Origin of the sequence: Veillonella sp. 20925_1_51, assembly GCF_041431445.1 — a bacterium.
GTDB lineage: Bacteria > Bacillota > Negativicutes > Veillonellales > Veillonellaceae > Veillonella > Veillonella nakazawae.
In genome coordinates this window covers 150,444-167,615 of sequence record NZ_JAPVXT010000003.1, presented here as the reverse complement: position 1 = coordinate 167,615, position 17,172 = coordinate 150,444, and the positions used below count along the sequence as shown (strand labels likewise).

Below are 17,172 nucleotides of genomic sequence, written 5' to 3'. Positions count from 1 at the left end.
TAAAAGCTCTCTATTCAAGAATAGAGAGCTTTTTTATGTTCATTACCTTATAGGAAATACCTACCTAGTCCCTGCATATTTCTCATGCATAGCACTAAGTTAAGCACATACTTACAAGGCTAGTCTATGATGATAGCATCATGCAAACGGAAGCTATAGATATAAGATGCTTTCACAGGCATCCCTGTCAATCGCTGTAATGCCTCTTTATAGAGATCCATTTGTATTTTATAACGCTTGATGAGGTCTCCCCCAGATTTGACGCGATCCGTCTTGTAATCTACAAGAACCCACTCACCATTTTCTTCAAAGGCAGTATCGATAATACCTTGGAGGAATAGATTTTCGCCGTCCTCTAAGGTATCGTATACGCGTTTTCCTTCAAAAAGCATACTGAACGGCAATTCACGTTCGATGCGCTTCGCATTGATAAGACGCTTCCCAAGGTCAGAACTAAAGAATTTATAGAGGCTTGTATCGCTCAATAAATTTCGTTCTTCCTCTGTGAAAGTCCCTTTCGTTACGAGTGCATCAAGCTCTTTCGTTAAAGAAGCTTGAGTATACTGTGCAAGAGGAAGCCATTGCATCGCCTCATGCATCAAGGTACCCCATTGAGCCCCTGTCAACACATCCTCTTCGGACTGCAATGCTTGCGGCTTACGACCAAATACAGAATTCGCTAAATCATCAGCATTACGAACATCTAGCTTAATGGCTTGACCTAAGATTGCATCTGAAACGGCTCGTTTAGCCCCTGTATCGACCGTTACAATTGGTTCGTTTAGGGTATCAATAGTGCCTGCTTCAAGTTCCCGTTCTTGGAATCGTCGTTTTAATTCACTGACGGAAATCTTAGCCGTGCGCCGCGTAGCATCGCTGTACGGATAGGTATAGTTGAATCGGTCTTCGATTTCCTGTGGCAATTCTACATCATTAACTGCTTTCAACTCGCATACCTTATTGATGGTAGTTTCATCGATATCTGCCTTGTAATCGAGGTCACCATAGAGAGAGCCATCATGAATTTCCACCTTGATGCGACATTTTTTATCTGGTAAGTCAAAATAGGTCGGTCCTTCGTACTCAATGGCTACGCGCAATGGGTTACCACCGTCCAAATGACGAGTAAAGCCCATAATGAGCCAATCTAAGTACGTATTGGCTTGGGTGATAATATCCGTCGGCAATTGTTGACCTTCTACTGACGCTGCATTTTTAATGAGTTCACCTAAGGTACTCAACTTACCTTTAGCATTTTTAAAGCCTTTAAAATGACCTGTCATAATCAGCTTATCTCGTGCCCGTGTTAAGGCTACGTATAGAATCCGTTCTTCCTCTGCTTTGAGGGCCGCTTCCTTTACATCTTTTATATAGAACCACGGCATAGTTGGGAAGGATACCCGAATATCTGGGAAATATCCCTTAAGACCAAGTCCTGCATTCTTATCGATGAGGAGTTCTGAACGAAGGTCCATCATGTTGAATCCCTTTTGCACCCCGGATAAGAATACTACAGGAAACTCAAGGCCCTTACTCTTGTGGATGGTCATGAGGCGTACTACATTATCCGCTTCGCTTACCACATTAGCTAGGGGCATATCTTGGTTACTATCGCGCAAGCTTTCCACAAAGCGTAAAAATCTAAAGAGTCCACGGAAGCCAGAGGCCTCATAGCCTTTTGCTCTGTCGTATAAGGCAAGCACATTCGCACGGCGCACGAGACCATTCGGCATGGCACCTACATAGTTAACATAGTCTTGAGATTCGTAAATATCCCATAGCAAATCTGTTACACCGTGACGGCGCGACAAGGTGCGCCACCGCTCCATATGGTCAATAAAAGCTAATAAACGCTCATCTTGAGCCTCTTCAGCATAGGCTGGCATGAGAGACCACAGAGAACCCTCACCAGATAGGCGCAGTGCACCTAGTTCGTTTGCATCAAGCCCTACGAGGCCAGAGTGCAATACCGCCGCCATCGGCAAGTCTTGCTCCGGATTATCTATGATGGATAACAATGCTAGTAAGAGCTGAATTTCTTGTGCTTCAAAGTAACCATCTCGTTCGTTTACCACCGCAGGGATACCCGCTTGGCGCATGGCCTCTACGGCACGGGTCCCCCAACCAGCCAAGGATCTGCGCAAAATAGCAAAGTCACGCCATTCGATTTGACGGAACGTACCATCTGGATTTTGCACCTTTTTCTTAGCACCGTGGATTTCCTTAATCTTTTGAATGATGAAATCTAGCTCACGCTCGTTGTTTTCAGGGTCACCCCCTTCGTCCTCGTCGCTTTCACTAGCACTGAGGGTATCCTTACTCACATCGAGGAGCTGCAATTCCACGTCTCCTCCAATCCAATCCTCCGGTGCATCCTCAACGATTCGGCCAGGAATAAGGGATTCCGCCTCTGTATAATTGAGCTCCGCTGCCTCTTCTGTCATAATTTGGTAGAAGAAGAAGTTCGTAGCGGCCAAAATATTTTCGTGAGACCGGAAGTTCTTTGCTAGGTCGATACGGCGTTCTACCGCATCAGTACCGCCGTAGGTATTGTATTTCTCCATAAATAGAGAACTGTCCGCCATACGGAAGCTATAAATCGCTTGTTTCACATCCCCTACGTAGAACCGATTATCGACGCGAGAAATCAAATTGATAATCGTCTCTTGCACGCCGTTCGTATCTTGGTATTCGTCGACCATGATTTCCTTGAAAGTATCTTGCAGTTCCTTCGCTACATCAGACGGCTGAGGATCATCCTCTGTGCCCGGCTCAACAAGAAGAGCTAAACATAGATGCTCCAAGTCACTAAAGTCCATGATACCTTGCTCTTGTTTCATATCCCGATACGCCTTATGGAACGCAATCGTGAGCTCTACTAAACCTTCGATGATTGGATATTGAGCCTTGAACTGCTCTTGTAAGGTAGCTTCCGGCACTGTGAATACAGCAGCTTGCATCGCTTTAAGGTCATCTTTATTTTGGGAACCTAAAGATTTAAACTCTGCTTGTAAACTAGGGTCAACCTCTTCTCCAAGTTTATTAAAGCGGTCTTTTATAAAGGTATCCGTATGTTTACAAGCTCCCCCCATATCGTCCCAAGTTTCAGCCCCTGAAAGCATGCTTAGTGCGGCTAGTTGGTTATCATAAATATTTTGCCATTTATGAGGCCCTACTGGATCGAGCAAGATTTGTTCCATCCGTTCTAAGCGCTCGCGAATACGGTCAATAACAGCTACATGTTGATCCCACATATATTGGCCCCATAGGGTCTCACTGGGATTTACAGTCATGGCCTCTTTATAAGGCTCTAAGGCTTTTCGTAACCAACCGTCAGAATTAGCAAGAGACATAGCGTAGTTATATAAAGACATAATCTTCGCCGTTAAGCCTGCATCCGATTTATCATCACTGAAGAAATCCGCTAATTCATAGATATTATAAAGGCCTTCTTCGTAAGATTTAGTCAATAAATCAGCTAATACCTCTTGTTGTAACAATGCCATTTCTGCTTCGTTACCGATGCGAGCAGTAGGGTTAATATCGAGCTTGTAAAAGTAAGACCGAATCACCCATTGGCAGAATGAGTGCAATGTAGAAATATGAGCAGATGGCAACAGATTAAGCTGTCGTTCAAGGCGCTCTTGCATGGCTGCATCCTCGGTGGATTCCATGGCTTTCGCCAAAGCAAGACCAATACGAGCGCTCATCTCTTGAGCTGCCGCCTTCGTAAAGGTTACAACCATGAGCTCTTGAACGGATAACGGGTTATCCATGTCTTTAAGACGCGTAATAATACGCTCTACAAGAACTGCCGTTTTACCTGAACCGGCCGCAGCCGCTACTAGTAAGGTTTGATTATCTAAGGACGAGTCCTTAGGAGCTATGATAGCAGACTCCTGCTCTGGCGTCCATTTAACACCCATGGTTTTCACCTCCTTCGTTACTATTATTTCTATCGCTACTGTTATTTCCGTCGTTTAGAGCCTCTTTCATCCGTTCTAACGCATCAGCTTCGGACAGTTTAGACAAATAATTATATCGATTTCGACTAGAGTCAAAACGGCATACAGTATTGTAATCACAGTATGTACAAGGTCTATTCTTATTTAACTGGTAAGGTTGAATTGGGAATTGACCGTCCCCAATATGGCGGCCGATGTCAGCCATTACATGATTGGTGTAGCGGCACATCACATCAAATTCACCTGGATTCTTAACCTTGCGCAAATCATTCCTAGAAATGGTTTGATCTTTCGTCGTTGCAATTGGCACATATGGGCCTTGTTTAAGACCATAGGATAAGAACTTATTATCAATATGCGTCAACAACTCAACATCGTCTGAGAAGTACCCACTATTTCTCCACGCGTCGCTTTCCTTAGCTAAAGATACTGCATCTTCATAAGATATAGGAGCATCGGCAGGAATTTTAGGGTTCTTCACATAGGAATACACCACAGCCGCGGGAGCTATAGATTCGCCTCGGGTTTTACCGTAAGCAGATTCTAACGCCAATAGATAGGTCATAAGCTGCAGTTTAAGGCCATAGTATACATCTTGCGCCGTTACGTGTGCGCCGCCCGACTTGTAGTCAATAACCATGCCATAGGTTTGACCATCCCTTGTATATTCATCGATACGGTCAATTTGACCGATGAGGCGTAAATAACGGTCTTCTCCAAGTGGTACCCGAATTGGATCCCAGCCTCCTTGACGGCCAAAATCTTGCTCTAAGTATTTCGTATCAAAATCACTGCGCTTCGACCACTCCACAAGGCGGTCTACCGTCACATGTAATGTTCGTTGTACACGCTGCTCGATTGCCTTTTGGTAGGCATCACTCGTTTCCTCGCCGCCCTGATTTTCTTGTAAAATTTCTTCCGCTACGGAGCGGCACAAATTTTGTTGATCCTCTTCGTTAAGGTCACGCCATTGTTTATTATGATCTAATAGATAATTACCTAAACGCTCTAAGTTAGCGTGAAGGAATGTACCGATTTCAGGGGCTCCAAAGGAGCGCACCCGACGCGGTTCTAGTTTTAAACCATATTGAGCATAGAACTTGAACGGACATTGCTGATATCTCTCTAGACGCGTTACAGAACCAGACATATAGCCTTTAGATAGGAACAATCCATTCACTAAATCCTTTGTAATGACAGGTACATCATTATTATCTCGAATACCACGAGACACCTCACCTAAACGAGGACGGTAGGTGTCGCTTTCACGAGCCCAGTTATAGAGGCCCCACCACAATGGATTGACCTCATGCCCACTAAAGAGGGCGCCCCAGCGCTCAGACAATAGGGACAAACTCTGTAAAGGTCTCCATACATAATCCGACTCAGTATCAGGTGTAATGGAGAGTGGAATATCTACCGCCTTATCTACATAACCAAGGGATTCTAGTCGTTTCACCACGAGGGATGGCTCAAGACCGGTTCCATCTTCGCCAGAACTTGCATAGGACAGCGTCAAGGAATCGGATGCTCGCGTCATAGCTAGGTATAATAGGAAATTCTCGTTGAAAGCCTTCGGCAAAGCACCTTCAGCAAGGGTAATACCTGCATCGGCTAACTCTTGGCGTTCCTTATCCTTAATAAGACCTTCATCGCCCATGCTTTGTGGGAATATGCCTTGATTGAGGCCCATGACGAATACCTTAGGCCACCATTGGCTATAACCACGTTCGATGGTGGTGATTACCACATGATCTAAGGACGGAGGAATCATAGAATAATTTACATCGCTCAATCCTTCTTCGAGGAGCAACATCATCTCATCTAGGGTCAACACTTCATCCTTCATGACCATAGAGATTTCATCTATAAAAGAAATAACAGCATTGTACATCTGTTCATGGCTGGCTTTCGACTCTTGATCCCCCACCGTTTCTGCATCTTTTGCCCATTCATAGAGACGCTCAGGCACTTGCAATGTTTCTAACAAACCATACAGCTGCGCCCCCCAATCAGCGCCCGTATGACCTTCGCTATGAGCGGCAAAGTCAAACCATGGGGATAGAATGTCCATAATGGTTTGCCTTGCTTTGTTAACACGAGCTCTACGCGGTGCATCTGAATGACTTTCTTCATTTTGCCCTTCATGAAAGCCTCGTAAATAGGGCCAGCTTTCACGTTCCCATTTATAATGGTCGATACCAAACTCGAGTACGTAATTTTCTAATTCATCTACGGCCTCACGGGAAAGAGGCATCAAGTCTGTTTTAAGCAATAAGAACATGCTGTCTCGACTGTAACTATGGCGCACAATATCAAAGAGTGCCGTCAACAACTCGCCTAATGGATGATTTTTCATAGGCCGCTGACGGTCGATAAAATGCGGAATACCATAACGACCGAAGACCTTCTCTAAGGTATCTCCATAAGTTTCCGACTCGCGAAGCATAATACACACATCGCGGTATCGAGCCTCTGGAGAAGATTCTACATAAGCTAAAATACGACGTGCTACTGCATCTGCTTCTCGTTCTCGGTTGTAACCACGTATGAGTGGAATAGTAGTATCAATAGAATTTTGCTTACTAGGACTAGTAAAGTAATTAGATTCTAATTCTTGTACGATTTGAGGGCCCCGTTTCCCGTCAAAACCAACCCAATTAATACTAGAACCATAACGAGCCAGTAAGGTATCGTATATTTCTAAAGGACGGCTAAAGAGGTGTTCCCCTCGACGTGCTAGGTTTAATGCCTTTGGATCCATTGGCAAGTCGATGGTAATAACTGCTTCCTTAGCCAAATCAAACAAGGTATAAATCAACTCGTAGTGTGTAGGTGTAAACCAATGAAAACCATCGATAAAGACATGGCTATTTTCCATCAGAGGAGATTGGGGCAAAGCCTCAACAATTTCCATAATTGGATCGATGTCGCGCTCCCCATGACGACTGATTTCCTCCTCATAGGCAGCCATACAAATGGCAAGTTCGCGCAATTTCTTTTGTAATACTTTATTTTTAACAGACTGTGCCCCACGTGCAAGGTCATTAGGACCGACGCGGAATGCACGAAACTCAGAAAAGAGCTGTTGCAATACAGAAGAAAACTCAGGACGTTTAGTAGCCTGTTCTAATAGGCCTAGTTCCTTTTGTTTCCGCTTCATAACAAGGCGCAACAACATAGACCGGCCAAAGCTAGATAAGCTTGATTGACCGGCCCCTTTGGACCCTATGGATTGATATACTTGGTAACCCAAACGGCCAAAACCTACGACGCGAACCGTAGTAAAGCCTTTTTCAGGCATAAATTCTGCCAGCTCTCGCTCTACCCTATACGTAGCTGGCTCAGGAACGAGTAAGATTATGGGTTCCCCTGGACAATCGGTCATGACTTGACGTATCCGTTCATATACGGCACGTGTCTTGCCTGATCCTGCTCGTCCATAATAGACGCTAATACTCATGAGACCTCCCTAGTGAAACTTTCACCATCTCAATTTATATAATTCACAAATTTCATCTTATTTATATATTTCTTGTTCTTAGGTATAGCCTAAAACTATTTTTTTCGATATAATATATTACTATACATAAGTATTATTATATAGTAATATGACATTCTGTGCTTAATTCTGGGGTAAATTTAAGCTAATTGTACAATATTTGACTCATCTGATTATATTTGTTTATAATTAAGAAAAAAATTTATATTTTATTTACAATTAACAGAATTTCATATATAATACATTTTAGTATTTGTGTTATTTGTAAAATCATGTATTTAGGAGTGAACTATTATGAACAAAAAACATTTAGCAGCTGCTTTCGCAGTATTTGCAGCTACAACTATGTCTTTCTCTGCTTTCGCAGCATCTGTTGATGCTAATGCACGTGCTTACGAACGCGCTGCAGCTGAGCAATATACTTACGCTGCACCTCAAGCAGCTACACCAGCGTACCAATCTGGTTATGTAACAAGCGCACCACGCCCTGGTTACAAACCATTACCAGCGGTACCTTACACAGCAGGTGACATGGCTCAACAAATGCCTGTATCTAAAGAATTAGGCGATCCAATTTTCGTAGCGCCTCAAACAACAGCTGTAGGTCTTCAAATCATGGATCCTATCGCACCTAGCTACCAACCTGTATACCAAGAAACTGTAACTGCTGTAACAGCTAATGGCAACGGCAGTGCATACGTTTCCCGTTATAAAACTAACCAATTAAACGCATTCGACTTGTTGTTGAACGGCAAATCTTACACTTACGACTTGCCTGCATACACTAACGGCTACCAAGTGAAAACTGCTAGCTCCTACAACCGTGCTGGCGACGGCGTTGCAAATGTATTCTCTACAAACGTAATCACTGAAGCAGTTGTAAACAACAACTCCTTACGCATCACTGTTAACATGACTCAACCAACAGCTGTAGCAGCTGCTAAATTGCGTTCCATGCAACAAACTGGTCAAGTAGCAGGCGGTGAAGTAGCTGCATTGTTCGCTTACAATGAAAGCTATGATGGTGTAAAACAAGCTGCTCAATATGACGTATTCAACAACGGCAACCGTTACATCGTTGTTAAATCTGGTGCTGTAACTGTTCCAAACGGTGCACAACACCCTTACGCAACTGCATTGTTCGCAGTAACTGACGACACTGTAGCAGCTGTAACAGTATCTGGCAACACTGCTGATGCTTACGATTTAGTTAAAGGTACTGCATACGCAATTGCACAATCTGCTCGCGTATCTAACGCACGTACTCGCTAATTCTAACTATAATTCGTTACGAATTAACTATAACGTGAAGGCTATAAACTTTCACACATGAAGACTATATAAATCACCAAAGCCCCGAATGAGATATCTCATTCGGGGCTTTTTTATGCATCTTACCAATTGAATTCTTAGATTTATTTTTTACGATAATCTTGTAAATACTTCTAACGCTTTATAAGCCATCAAACGATAGCCTCGTGCATTAGGATGTACTTCACCGGCAAAGACAATTTGACCGATTTGATCTGCTTCGTATAATGATGTATAAAAGTCTATAACCTTCAAATCATGCTCTTTAGCATAGGCTTTCAGTTGTTCATTGACCTCTCGCACCACAATGTCGAGTCCATCCATATCACTATCGATTTGTGTTTCTAAACCAATAATAACCTTCCCCTTTGTGCTCGCTACTTCAATAGCTTTCACCAAGGTCTTGAACACATATGTACTATCTCGACCTTGCAAAATATCATTAGTACCACACATTAAGAAGATATGACGCGTGGAATCAGCTACAGCTGTAGGTAGCCATTTTTCAATGTTATAAATCATGCCCTGAACGGAGCAGCCGTCTTCACCATAATTTGTAAAATGTACACCCTCTATAGATGCATCACAAATTTCAACCCAACCTTGGCCATAAGGCACATCATAACCGCGGGTGATGCTATCGCCAAAACAGATAATTTCCATATCTAGACCTCCTATACTATGCATTAATCATATAACAAAATGACAATTATATACAATATACATACTATGGATTTTTATATGCATTTTTTATAGAATTACATGTTTGACTATGGTATACTAATTCCACATAAGAGAGGTCAAAGATGAGAAAACTATATCCCTTTTTAATACTAGCATTAGCAACATTACAATCAGCTAGTGCGATTTCACAATATGAATTAGAGAACAAGCCTACTCAATACCAAGTTGCTTATAATAGCCCTTCGGAGACTGTGTATATCGACTTAAGTACACTTAGCCTAGCACAGTCAGGTCCTACATATAGTACGCTTCACGCTCGTACAATTAGTCTCTATAAAAAGCAAAATATTATTGCTGATTATTCAACTAATTATACATACCATCGTGGTAATACATCTAAAGATATTTATCTTATGGATTGGCATGTAACACCGGCGAAATTCTACCAAGTAAATGGCGCACCTATAGGAACTGCTAATAATCAGCGTTCTGTTCTATCTACAGGTGCTCACGTCGCTACAAAGGGTTCTCCTATAGCTGAAATAGGGCAATTTATTTTACATAATGCATTGGAATTAGAGCGTATTACCTATACATCTAAGAACCCATACGTACCACCTCGTCCATATAAACCATTAAGTACACCGGCTCCAACAGAAGGTAGGCCATTATTTGGAGTTCAGCCACCAGAAGGTATCTATAAACCGCTAAACCAATTAGAATCTCCTTATACATCTAATCAACCACGGCTATTTCCTTCTAAATTAGGTATGTATGGACCCGTTCCGCCACCACCGCCTCAAGGGCCTCGACCTAGTGATTGGATTCTCGACATTCAAAATCAGGACATGCCCGATCCCAATACACCTATGAGTGATTGGAGACCGCAACCGGATTATCACGCACCGCAAAAGCCATAATCAAAAAATATAGTTACTCGTAACGTATAAAAAGAGACTGAACTGTCCCCAAATGAACTGCACCCCAAAAATTGTGTCCAATTTTTGGGGTGCAGTTCATTTGGGAGAGCTAATTCAGTCTCTTTTGTTTCATATTTTATTTCCATACAATCAGCGGAACCTATTGTATAATGCTTTCACATTATTTAAGACGTACAAAGAACAATGCAATAGCACCGATAACTGGTGCAATGGCAAGGGTCATCAATGCAGATTGATAACTGCCTGTAGCTGTTAACATGCTACCTAAAATCATAGGTGCCAACATAACGCCGATCTGATTAAACAAGTTTACAAAGCCTGCAGTTGTACCGCGTAAATGAGGTGCTGCAGATTGAATTACGAGAGCATTTGTTAAAGCACTATGCATGAAAGCACCAATACCAAGAATTGGACCTGTTATAAAGAGCATATCTGGATTTGTGGTGCTCGCAAAGAGGATCAATGCTGGTGCAAATAAGAACATAACAAGCGCCACCAAATGGTTCTTCTTAATCGGTAAGATATCAGACAAAATACCGATAGTCGGTTTCGCAATAAGCGCGGCTAAACCAAAGGCAGACATTACATGACCTGCATAGATGGCATTAACGCCGAGCTGTTTAACCATGTACAAGTTTGACCATTGAGCCACCGCCCAGGTAGCACCGGTTGCAAAGAAGCCTGCAAAGGCAAGACAACAAATGTTGCGATTCTTCAGAACATGTAACAAGTTTTCCTTTAAAGAAGTCTTTTCCCCTATATGAGCAGATGCAGCACTCACCTCTGCTTCCCGTTGAGCTAAGATATCAGCACTTGGCTTACGAACCGTAAAGTAGCTAAGAATAAAAACAAGGATTGGTAATACTGCTGTCAAAAGGAATGCATTTTGCCAACCATAGTTAGTTGCCACATATGGTGCATAAAGGTTTACAGTAGTCAATCCAAGGGATGTGCAGGACATGAAGATGCCTACGGCTGCACCACGTTGATTAGGCCCGAAGTAATCCCCAATAGCACTTAAACAAGATGCTTGTACCGGACCAGATACAATACCTAATAAGAAACGTAATACCCATCCATAGGTATAATTATCTATAGTACTCATCAATGCCGTAATAACTGCCATGGCAAGTAAGCTTACCAAAATGGTGTAACGATAACCAATGCGATCCGCTAAGATACCACCTGGTAGAACCATGATAGCATAGCCCATATAAAAGGCGGATAAATAAGCCGTACCCATTTGAGGAGTAAAACTCAAGGCCTCATTAACGATAGGCATCAAGGACGCCCAAGATAAACGCATAACAAAGCTAATCAAAAATGTTAGCCACACGCTAACAAGAATTAAAATCTGAGTTCGTGAGAAACTAAGTCGATTCATACGAGCTCCTTTCTACAGAAAAATAACATATAAAGATATCATACTATAAATACAGGATATTTTACAAACTTCAAAGATTCTTAAAATCCCCATCACAGCTTCTCAATTACCAATCTGCTATAATTGCACATAATATATACCTAGCTTTTAGTCTACATTCTTGACAAATAAATTTATATCACCTATCTTAAAATAAAAGTAGGATTATTGGTCTGACTACCTGTACCTTTATGTACAGCAGCAATAATCCTACTTTTTATTTACTAAATTTTTTATATACTAGTTACTCTATCATCATACAATAAAAAGCCCTCTAGGCATAACCTAAAGGGCTTTCTAATGTGGCGGAGATAGTAGGTATTGAGCAATTACTACAGATAAATACTGGATTTGTTTATCTGATTACCTGTTAGGGGGCAAAAAAGGGGGCAAATACTAAGACATAAGACAAATGTCTTTTAAATGTCCGTCAAATGTCCTATACCGCATCAACAAGCACAATACATATAAATATATATTCGCATGCATGACCTACTAGGGAATATTATGTAAATTGTGGTGAGCAGTACGGTCTTGTAACTTTTTCTAAAAAAATAATTGATACCTAGGGGGGGAGTATATTATACACATTCCCCCTCTATGCTTGCCTATGGTTTAGCTTATTAATCACATCATCGTGCATTGATTTAGTAACATGAGTGTAAATACTAAGCGTTGTATTAGGGTCATTATGTCCTACACGTTGCATAATTGTTTTAAGTGGTACGCCTAACTCCGCTAACATACTTATATGTGTATGTCTAAAGATATGAGTAGTTAAGTGTTTACCCTCAATATGTACGCCTTTCAATCTCCTATTCAAGAATTGAATATCATAAGGGTTACCACGGCTAGAAGTAAAGATATATCCATGATCTATATATCCCTCGAACCATAGCGACCGCCGTTTATTCTCTAACATGATACTATCAAGAATACTAACTGCCCTATCTGATAAGGATATATCACGAACTGAATATATATTTTTAGGTGTTCCCCTCTTAATCTCGCTACTATTCTTATAATCGTACTGAATTGTACCATTTATATTTATAGTAGCGTTTTCTTTGTCATAGTCGCTATATCGTAACGCCAGCAATTCGCCAATGCGTAAACCTGTTAAGCTAACGAACTCAAACAATAAACTAATACGGCTATCAATTTTTGATAATTGCATTAGTGTTTCTTTCAACTCAACCGCATCAAGGAATTTATTTTGCTTTTTAGCTATATCTGAATGGCTAAAAGGCTTTTTCTTTATTTCAATATCTTCAAAATCAATAAGGCTAGGTATTAATTTCTTCCGTTTAGCGTGCTTATATATGGCTTTCATCGTTGTAAATGTAGCCCTTGTATAAGAGTATGAAAGGTTTTCTACATAATAGACTTTATGTAATACATCTTCTAGTGTAACCGCCGTTAAGTCCGCAATAGGTAACGACTTATCAATGTATGAGAAAATCTTGTTTACATAAATTGTATGGTTTATGTGTGTAGATCGTTTTACAGTCGGTTCAGTATGTTCAAGCCATGACATAGCCACATCATAATAAGTTACTACCTTATTGATATCAATCTCTTTTACCGCCTGCTCGTACTTGCGTTGTAATTCTATTGTTGCCTGCTTGCGTGCATGACTACTATTAGTATTAAAAATTACAGATACTTTCCGTATCTCGCCATTCGGTAATTCAAAGCGTTCACAATACTTATATCGTGTACCCTTTTTACTTTGTCTTTCTTCTATCCACATAGTACCGCCTTTTTTAGGCTTTACTTTGTTCCATTCATCTTATCGAATAAGAAGTTATAAATTTCCCATTTATCCCATTGATCGAAATAATTTAAGAACGTATTGTAATTGTAATAATGCCAGTCATTATTAATATCAGATAGCTTTTTCTGTATAGTTTCCTCTATACTCTCTATCATCATTTCCATAATGATATCGTAAACTTCACTGGAAAAATGTGCTATAAATTCTTGATAAGCAAATATATTCTCTTCATCTATATCACACTCTATAGTTACATCGTCAATCTTATCTAAAACTGTAATTAATGATGTAAATGAATAAGATGCTTGTTCATTTCCACCAACATTAGTAAATACTATTCTTCCTTTATTGGTACATTCTGAACAATCATCATTAGATAAAAAACTATCTTCTCCAATATCTTCTAATTTTATTTCAACAGTATATGGAACAAAGACTAATAACTCATTTATTGATATATTAAAGTATTTACACAGTACATTTAATGTATCGAATTGAATACCATTACCTGTATTATGAAACAACGAAGTTAGTGTTGTTCTACTTATTCCTGTATCATTAGCTAATTTTGTTATTGTAAGCCTTTTTCTTTTCATCAAATTTGATAATTTCGAATAAATCATATAATCACCTCTTATGGCAATAATACCATTTTGACTATACAATTTTCAAGATTTTTTTCACTTTGACTAGACAATAACTTCATAAAGTTGTATTATCGTATTATAGATTGTACAGTCAAAACGAAATTATTTTATTATTTTCAAGCTTCATAACGCAAGAAAGGGGTATTTTAGTGAAATTCACAATAATCGAGCCTGCATTTAAAAAAGCATTATTAGAAAATGGCTATACATTAACTGAACTATGCACACGAGCAGGAGTATCTTTTACAACATTAAATAAAATTTTATGTAAACATCAATCTGTTAGAGTTAGTACTTGTAACAAAATAGCCGATGCACTCTCTAAACCTGTTACAGAATTATTTGAATAAAATCGAGGTGATCGTATGGAATTAATTACAACACAACACTACGGCGGAAATATTTTCTCATTTTACAGTACAAAGCGAAAAGATATTTTCATGACTATTAATGAATTAGCTACTGGTTTTGGATATAAGAGCAAGAATGGTATTGAAAAACTAATACAACGTAACCCATACCTGTTAGATGATGAATATTCTACAATAACTTCACTTCCTGTTCGTAATTATGGTACGGACGAAACGTCAGTACCACAGAAAGAGAAAAAGCAATATCAAGAAATTAGATTATTTACCAAACAAGGTATATTTGAAATTGGGTGTATCTCTCGTACCAAAGTTGCAAAAGATTTTAGAAAATGGCTTTATAGCTATATCGAAAAGCTAGAAAACGCTTTAATTCACGATATAGTAGTACATACGGAAAGTAAAGATCTACAAAAGATGCTACATGATGCGGTATTCAATAGCCCTATATACAAAGAGAAAACCGAAGATAAAAGGCGGTTCGCTATTACAAACTTTAACAATCTACTCATAAAAACCGCATCAAACGGCAGAGTTACACATAAAGTAGATATGACGGCGGAAGAAATTCATAAATTAGAACATTTAGAACATAAAACTATAGCCCTATTAAATGAGGGCAAGTGCTATCAAGAAATTAAATTAGCATTATCAACTGACTAACAATGATATATGTTACTAAGGCATTTTATTTTCAATCATATAATTACCTCACCAGCTTTAGTAATATATCCTAACATTGATACTCACAGATATTCAGTAATAACCACATTAAAAAGTACTACAAATATAGATAATTACTGCATATATCACACTTCAATAATTTTGATTTACATAGCCTAATTCACTCTAAATCGTCTTTTAAATCTTGTTAGGTATAATCTATCAAGACATATACAAAAACGAGCATACAGGCTAAATAAATGAATTTTATTTTTTCAAGAAAGGTAAAAATTATATGAACACTGACATTTCTATTCCACGAGCAGGAACTTTTGAACCTATCATGGTACAACCTAAAGACATTGTAACCATGTTTAGCATTAGTCGGAGTACAGTAACACGGCTTATCAGTAAAATACTACTTGATGATAACTATAAGAGTTGCATTACTCGTCTAAATAGAAACCTCGTACTAATTGATGTACAAATGTTTACAAACTATCTTAAAGAACAAGACTTGAAAGGACTTAAAGCATAATGGAACAAGCTAAACACAATATTACAATCAAAAAAAATACTACAAATAAAATTGTTATCGGTCTTAATGACCTCGACCTTGATGCGGTTATCACATTTAAAACTACATTCAACGAAGATACATGTACACAAACTACCGATATTAAATGTTATATAGATCCAGTCAATAAGGAGTAATACCATGAACGAACAAATGCAAGCCGTACTAGATAGCACTAAGATTAAATATGAACTATGTGAAATGGGTAGAGACTATATTGATAAATACAATAACAATCTACTAGATGTATATGAATTAGTTGCCCTTGTAACCTTGAAAGCCTTTGAACGAGGTGTATTTGAAATGGCGGAAACAAAGGAACACTAATTATGACTACACAAATAAAAAAAGCCCATGATACGGCTAATATCATAGGCAACTGGAAAGGCTATATCTACGCAAATAGTACTACCTTTCCTCTATCTTAACATACATTTTATTTCTAGTGAATACAAATAGAGGTGATTATATGTCGGTATTATGTGAAGATGATGTTATACGTGAACAAGCAGAAAAAAAGTACAATCAACAAATACAAGCAGGTGAAAAATGTAATTTTGAAGTAATACACAATCAAATGCGAAAAGAAAAAGGGTTACCCCCTATATATGATGATAATGTAGTAGACGATACGCAAGAAAAAGAACTCACCAAAGATGATAAACAAGCATACTTTTGGTGGAAGTTTAAACATGATTTCTTTGATGATATTGGCATTAAGCGACTATCAAAGCTACCTAAGGGCGATACGTTCATATTACTATACATCAAACTTATTACTCTAGCTTTAAAATGTAATGGTTATATATGCTATGAGGGTATTGGAATAAGTTTAAACGAAGAAATAAGCCTGCATTTAGATAGAGATATAGAAGAATGTACGGAATTAATCGAAGTATTAGAAAAGTATAATCTAATTACACTAATAGATGATAAGGAAACGATCTATATAAAATCTTTCAACACATATACTGGGGTCGATGATGCTAAAACAAGAATGAGAAATTCAAGGGAACGCAACAAGCAACAAAAAAGCACTTTATCCTAGTAACTATCTATATCTTCACTACCTCTACTCATTCCATATGTTACGATATGTAACAAAATGTTACGAAACGTAATGAATGTGTTACAGAATAAGAATAGAATAGAATAGAGTAGATTTAGATATAGAGTAAAAAAAGAAAAAGAAAAAAATTAAGAATTAGAAAAGAGAAGAGAAGAATAAAAAAAAAGAAAGAGATATAGAGGGAGATTATTAAGAGGGAGTATACTAAATAAGGCGAGTTATAATGCTCGCCTATTTTTTATATC

Annotated in this window: 14 protein-coding genes; 8 read left to right on the top strand and 6 right to left on the bottom strand. The window is 39.1% G+C overall.

Annotated features, from left to right (window positions below):
* Positions 1-119: 119 nt before the first annotated feature.
* Together addA and O3607_RS04820 are read right to left on the bottom strand one after the other, a co-directional pair.
* Positions 120-3,926 (bottom strand): helicase-exonuclease AddAB subunit AddA, encoded by a 3,807-nt coding sequence (gene addA / locus O3607_RS04825; RefSeq protein WP_371443447.1) that lies wholly within the window; start codon positions 3,924-3,926, stop codon positions 120-122.
* A complete protein-coding gene (locus O3607_RS04820; protein WP_371443446.1) occupies positions 3,916-7,428 on the bottom strand; it encodes a PD-(D/E)XK nuclease family protein in 3,513 nt (1,170 codons plus the stop codon). Before O3607_RS04820 ends, addA begins: the two co-directional genes overlap by 11 nt.
* 333 nt (positions 7,429-7,761) lie before the next feature.
* Here O3607_RS04820 and O3607_RS04815 point away from each other — a divergent pair, with 333 nt between their 5' ends.
* Positions 7,762-8,739 carry a hypothetical protein gene (locus tag O3607_RS04815; RefSeq protein WP_060924486.1) on the top strand — a complete coding sequence of 326 codons (978 nt, stop codon included), beginning with the start codon at positions 7,762-7,764 and terminating at the stop codon, positions 8,737-8,739.
* A gap of 150 nt (positions 8,740-8,889) precedes the next feature.
* On the opposite strand, the gene O3607_RS04810 is transcribed toward O3607_RS04815, so the two are convergent.
* Positions 8,890-9,441, bottom strand: a complete 552-nt coding sequence (locus tag O3607_RS04810) for a GDSL-type esterase/lipase family protein (protein WP_285365800.1) — start codon at positions 9,439-9,441, stop codon at positions 8,890-8,892.
* Positions 9,442-9,584: 143 nt separating this feature from the next.
* Between O3607_RS04810 and O3607_RS04805 the strand changes: the two genes are divergently transcribed.
* Positions 9,585-10,382, top strand: coding sequence for a hypothetical protein (locus O3607_RS04805; RefSeq protein WP_371443445.1), 798 nt, complete (start codon positions 9,585-9,587; stop codon positions 10,380-10,382).
* Positions 10,383-10,563: 181 nt separating this feature from the next.
* Here the strand turns inward: O3607_RS04805 and O3607_RS04800 are convergent, their stop codons facing one another.
* From O3607_RS04800 to O3607_RS04790, 3 genes are all read right to left on the bottom strand, one after another.
* On the bottom strand, positions 10,564-11,787 hold the full coding sequence (locus tag O3607_RS04800) for an MFS transporter (RefSeq protein WP_195186201.1): 1,224 nt from the start codon (positions 11,785-11,787) through the stop codon (positions 10,564-10,566).
* A 637-nt stretch (positions 11,788-12,424) separates the two neighbouring features.
* A complete protein-coding gene (locus O3607_RS04795; protein WP_371443444.1) occupies positions 12,425-13,579 on the bottom strand; it encodes a tyrosine-type recombinase/integrase in 1,155 nt (384 codons plus the stop codon).
* Positions 13,580-13,599: 20 nt separating this feature from the next.
* On the bottom strand, positions 13,600-14,226 hold the full coding sequence (locus tag O3607_RS04790) for a helix-turn-helix domain-containing protein (protein WP_371443443.1): 627 nt from the start codon (positions 14,224-14,226) through the stop codon (positions 13,600-13,602).
* 173 nt (positions 14,227-14,399) lie between these two features.
* Between O3607_RS04790 and O3607_RS04785 the strand changes: the two genes are divergently transcribed.
* From O3607_RS04785 to O3607_RS04760, 6 genes are all read left to right on the top strand, one after another.
* Positions 14,400-14,600, top strand: coding sequence for a helix-turn-helix domain-containing protein (locus O3607_RS04785; RefSeq protein ID WP_371443442.1), 201 nt, complete (start codon positions 14,400-14,402; stop codon positions 14,598-14,600).
* Positions 14,601-14,615: 15 nt separating this feature from the next.
* Positions 14,616-15,281 (top strand): BRO family protein, encoded by a 666-nt coding sequence (locus O3607_RS04780; RefSeq protein WP_371443441.1) that lies wholly within the window; start codon positions 14,616-14,618, stop codon positions 15,279-15,281.
* 295 nt (positions 15,282-15,576) lie between these two features.
* Complete coding sequence (locus O3607_RS04775) at positions 15,577-15,819, top strand: hypothetical protein (protein WP_024065587.1); 243 nt, start codon at positions 15,577-15,579, stop codon at positions 15,817-15,819.
* Positions 15,819-15,995, top strand: coding sequence for a hypothetical protein (locus tag O3607_RS04770; protein WP_371443440.1), 177 nt, complete (start codon positions 15,819-15,821; stop codon positions 15,993-15,995). The genes O3607_RS04775 and O3607_RS04770 overlap by 1 nt, the downstream gene beginning before the upstream one ends.
* A 4-nt stretch (positions 15,996-15,999) precedes the next feature.
* The gene (locus O3607_RS04765) at positions 16,000-16,185 is read left to right on the top strand and encodes a hypothetical protein (protein ID WP_371443439.1); all 186 of its coding nucleotides are present in this window, start codon (positions 16,000-16,002) and stop codon (positions 16,183-16,185) included.
* 142 nt (positions 16,186-16,327) lie between these two features.
* Positions 16,328-16,906: a phage replisome organizer N-terminal domain-containing protein gene (locus O3607_RS04760; RefSeq protein ID WP_371443438.1), complete on the top strand. Its 579-nt coding sequence runs from the start codon at positions 16,328-16,330 to the stop codon at positions 16,904-16,906.
* The last annotated feature ends 266 nt before the right edge of the window (positions 16,907-17,172 follow it).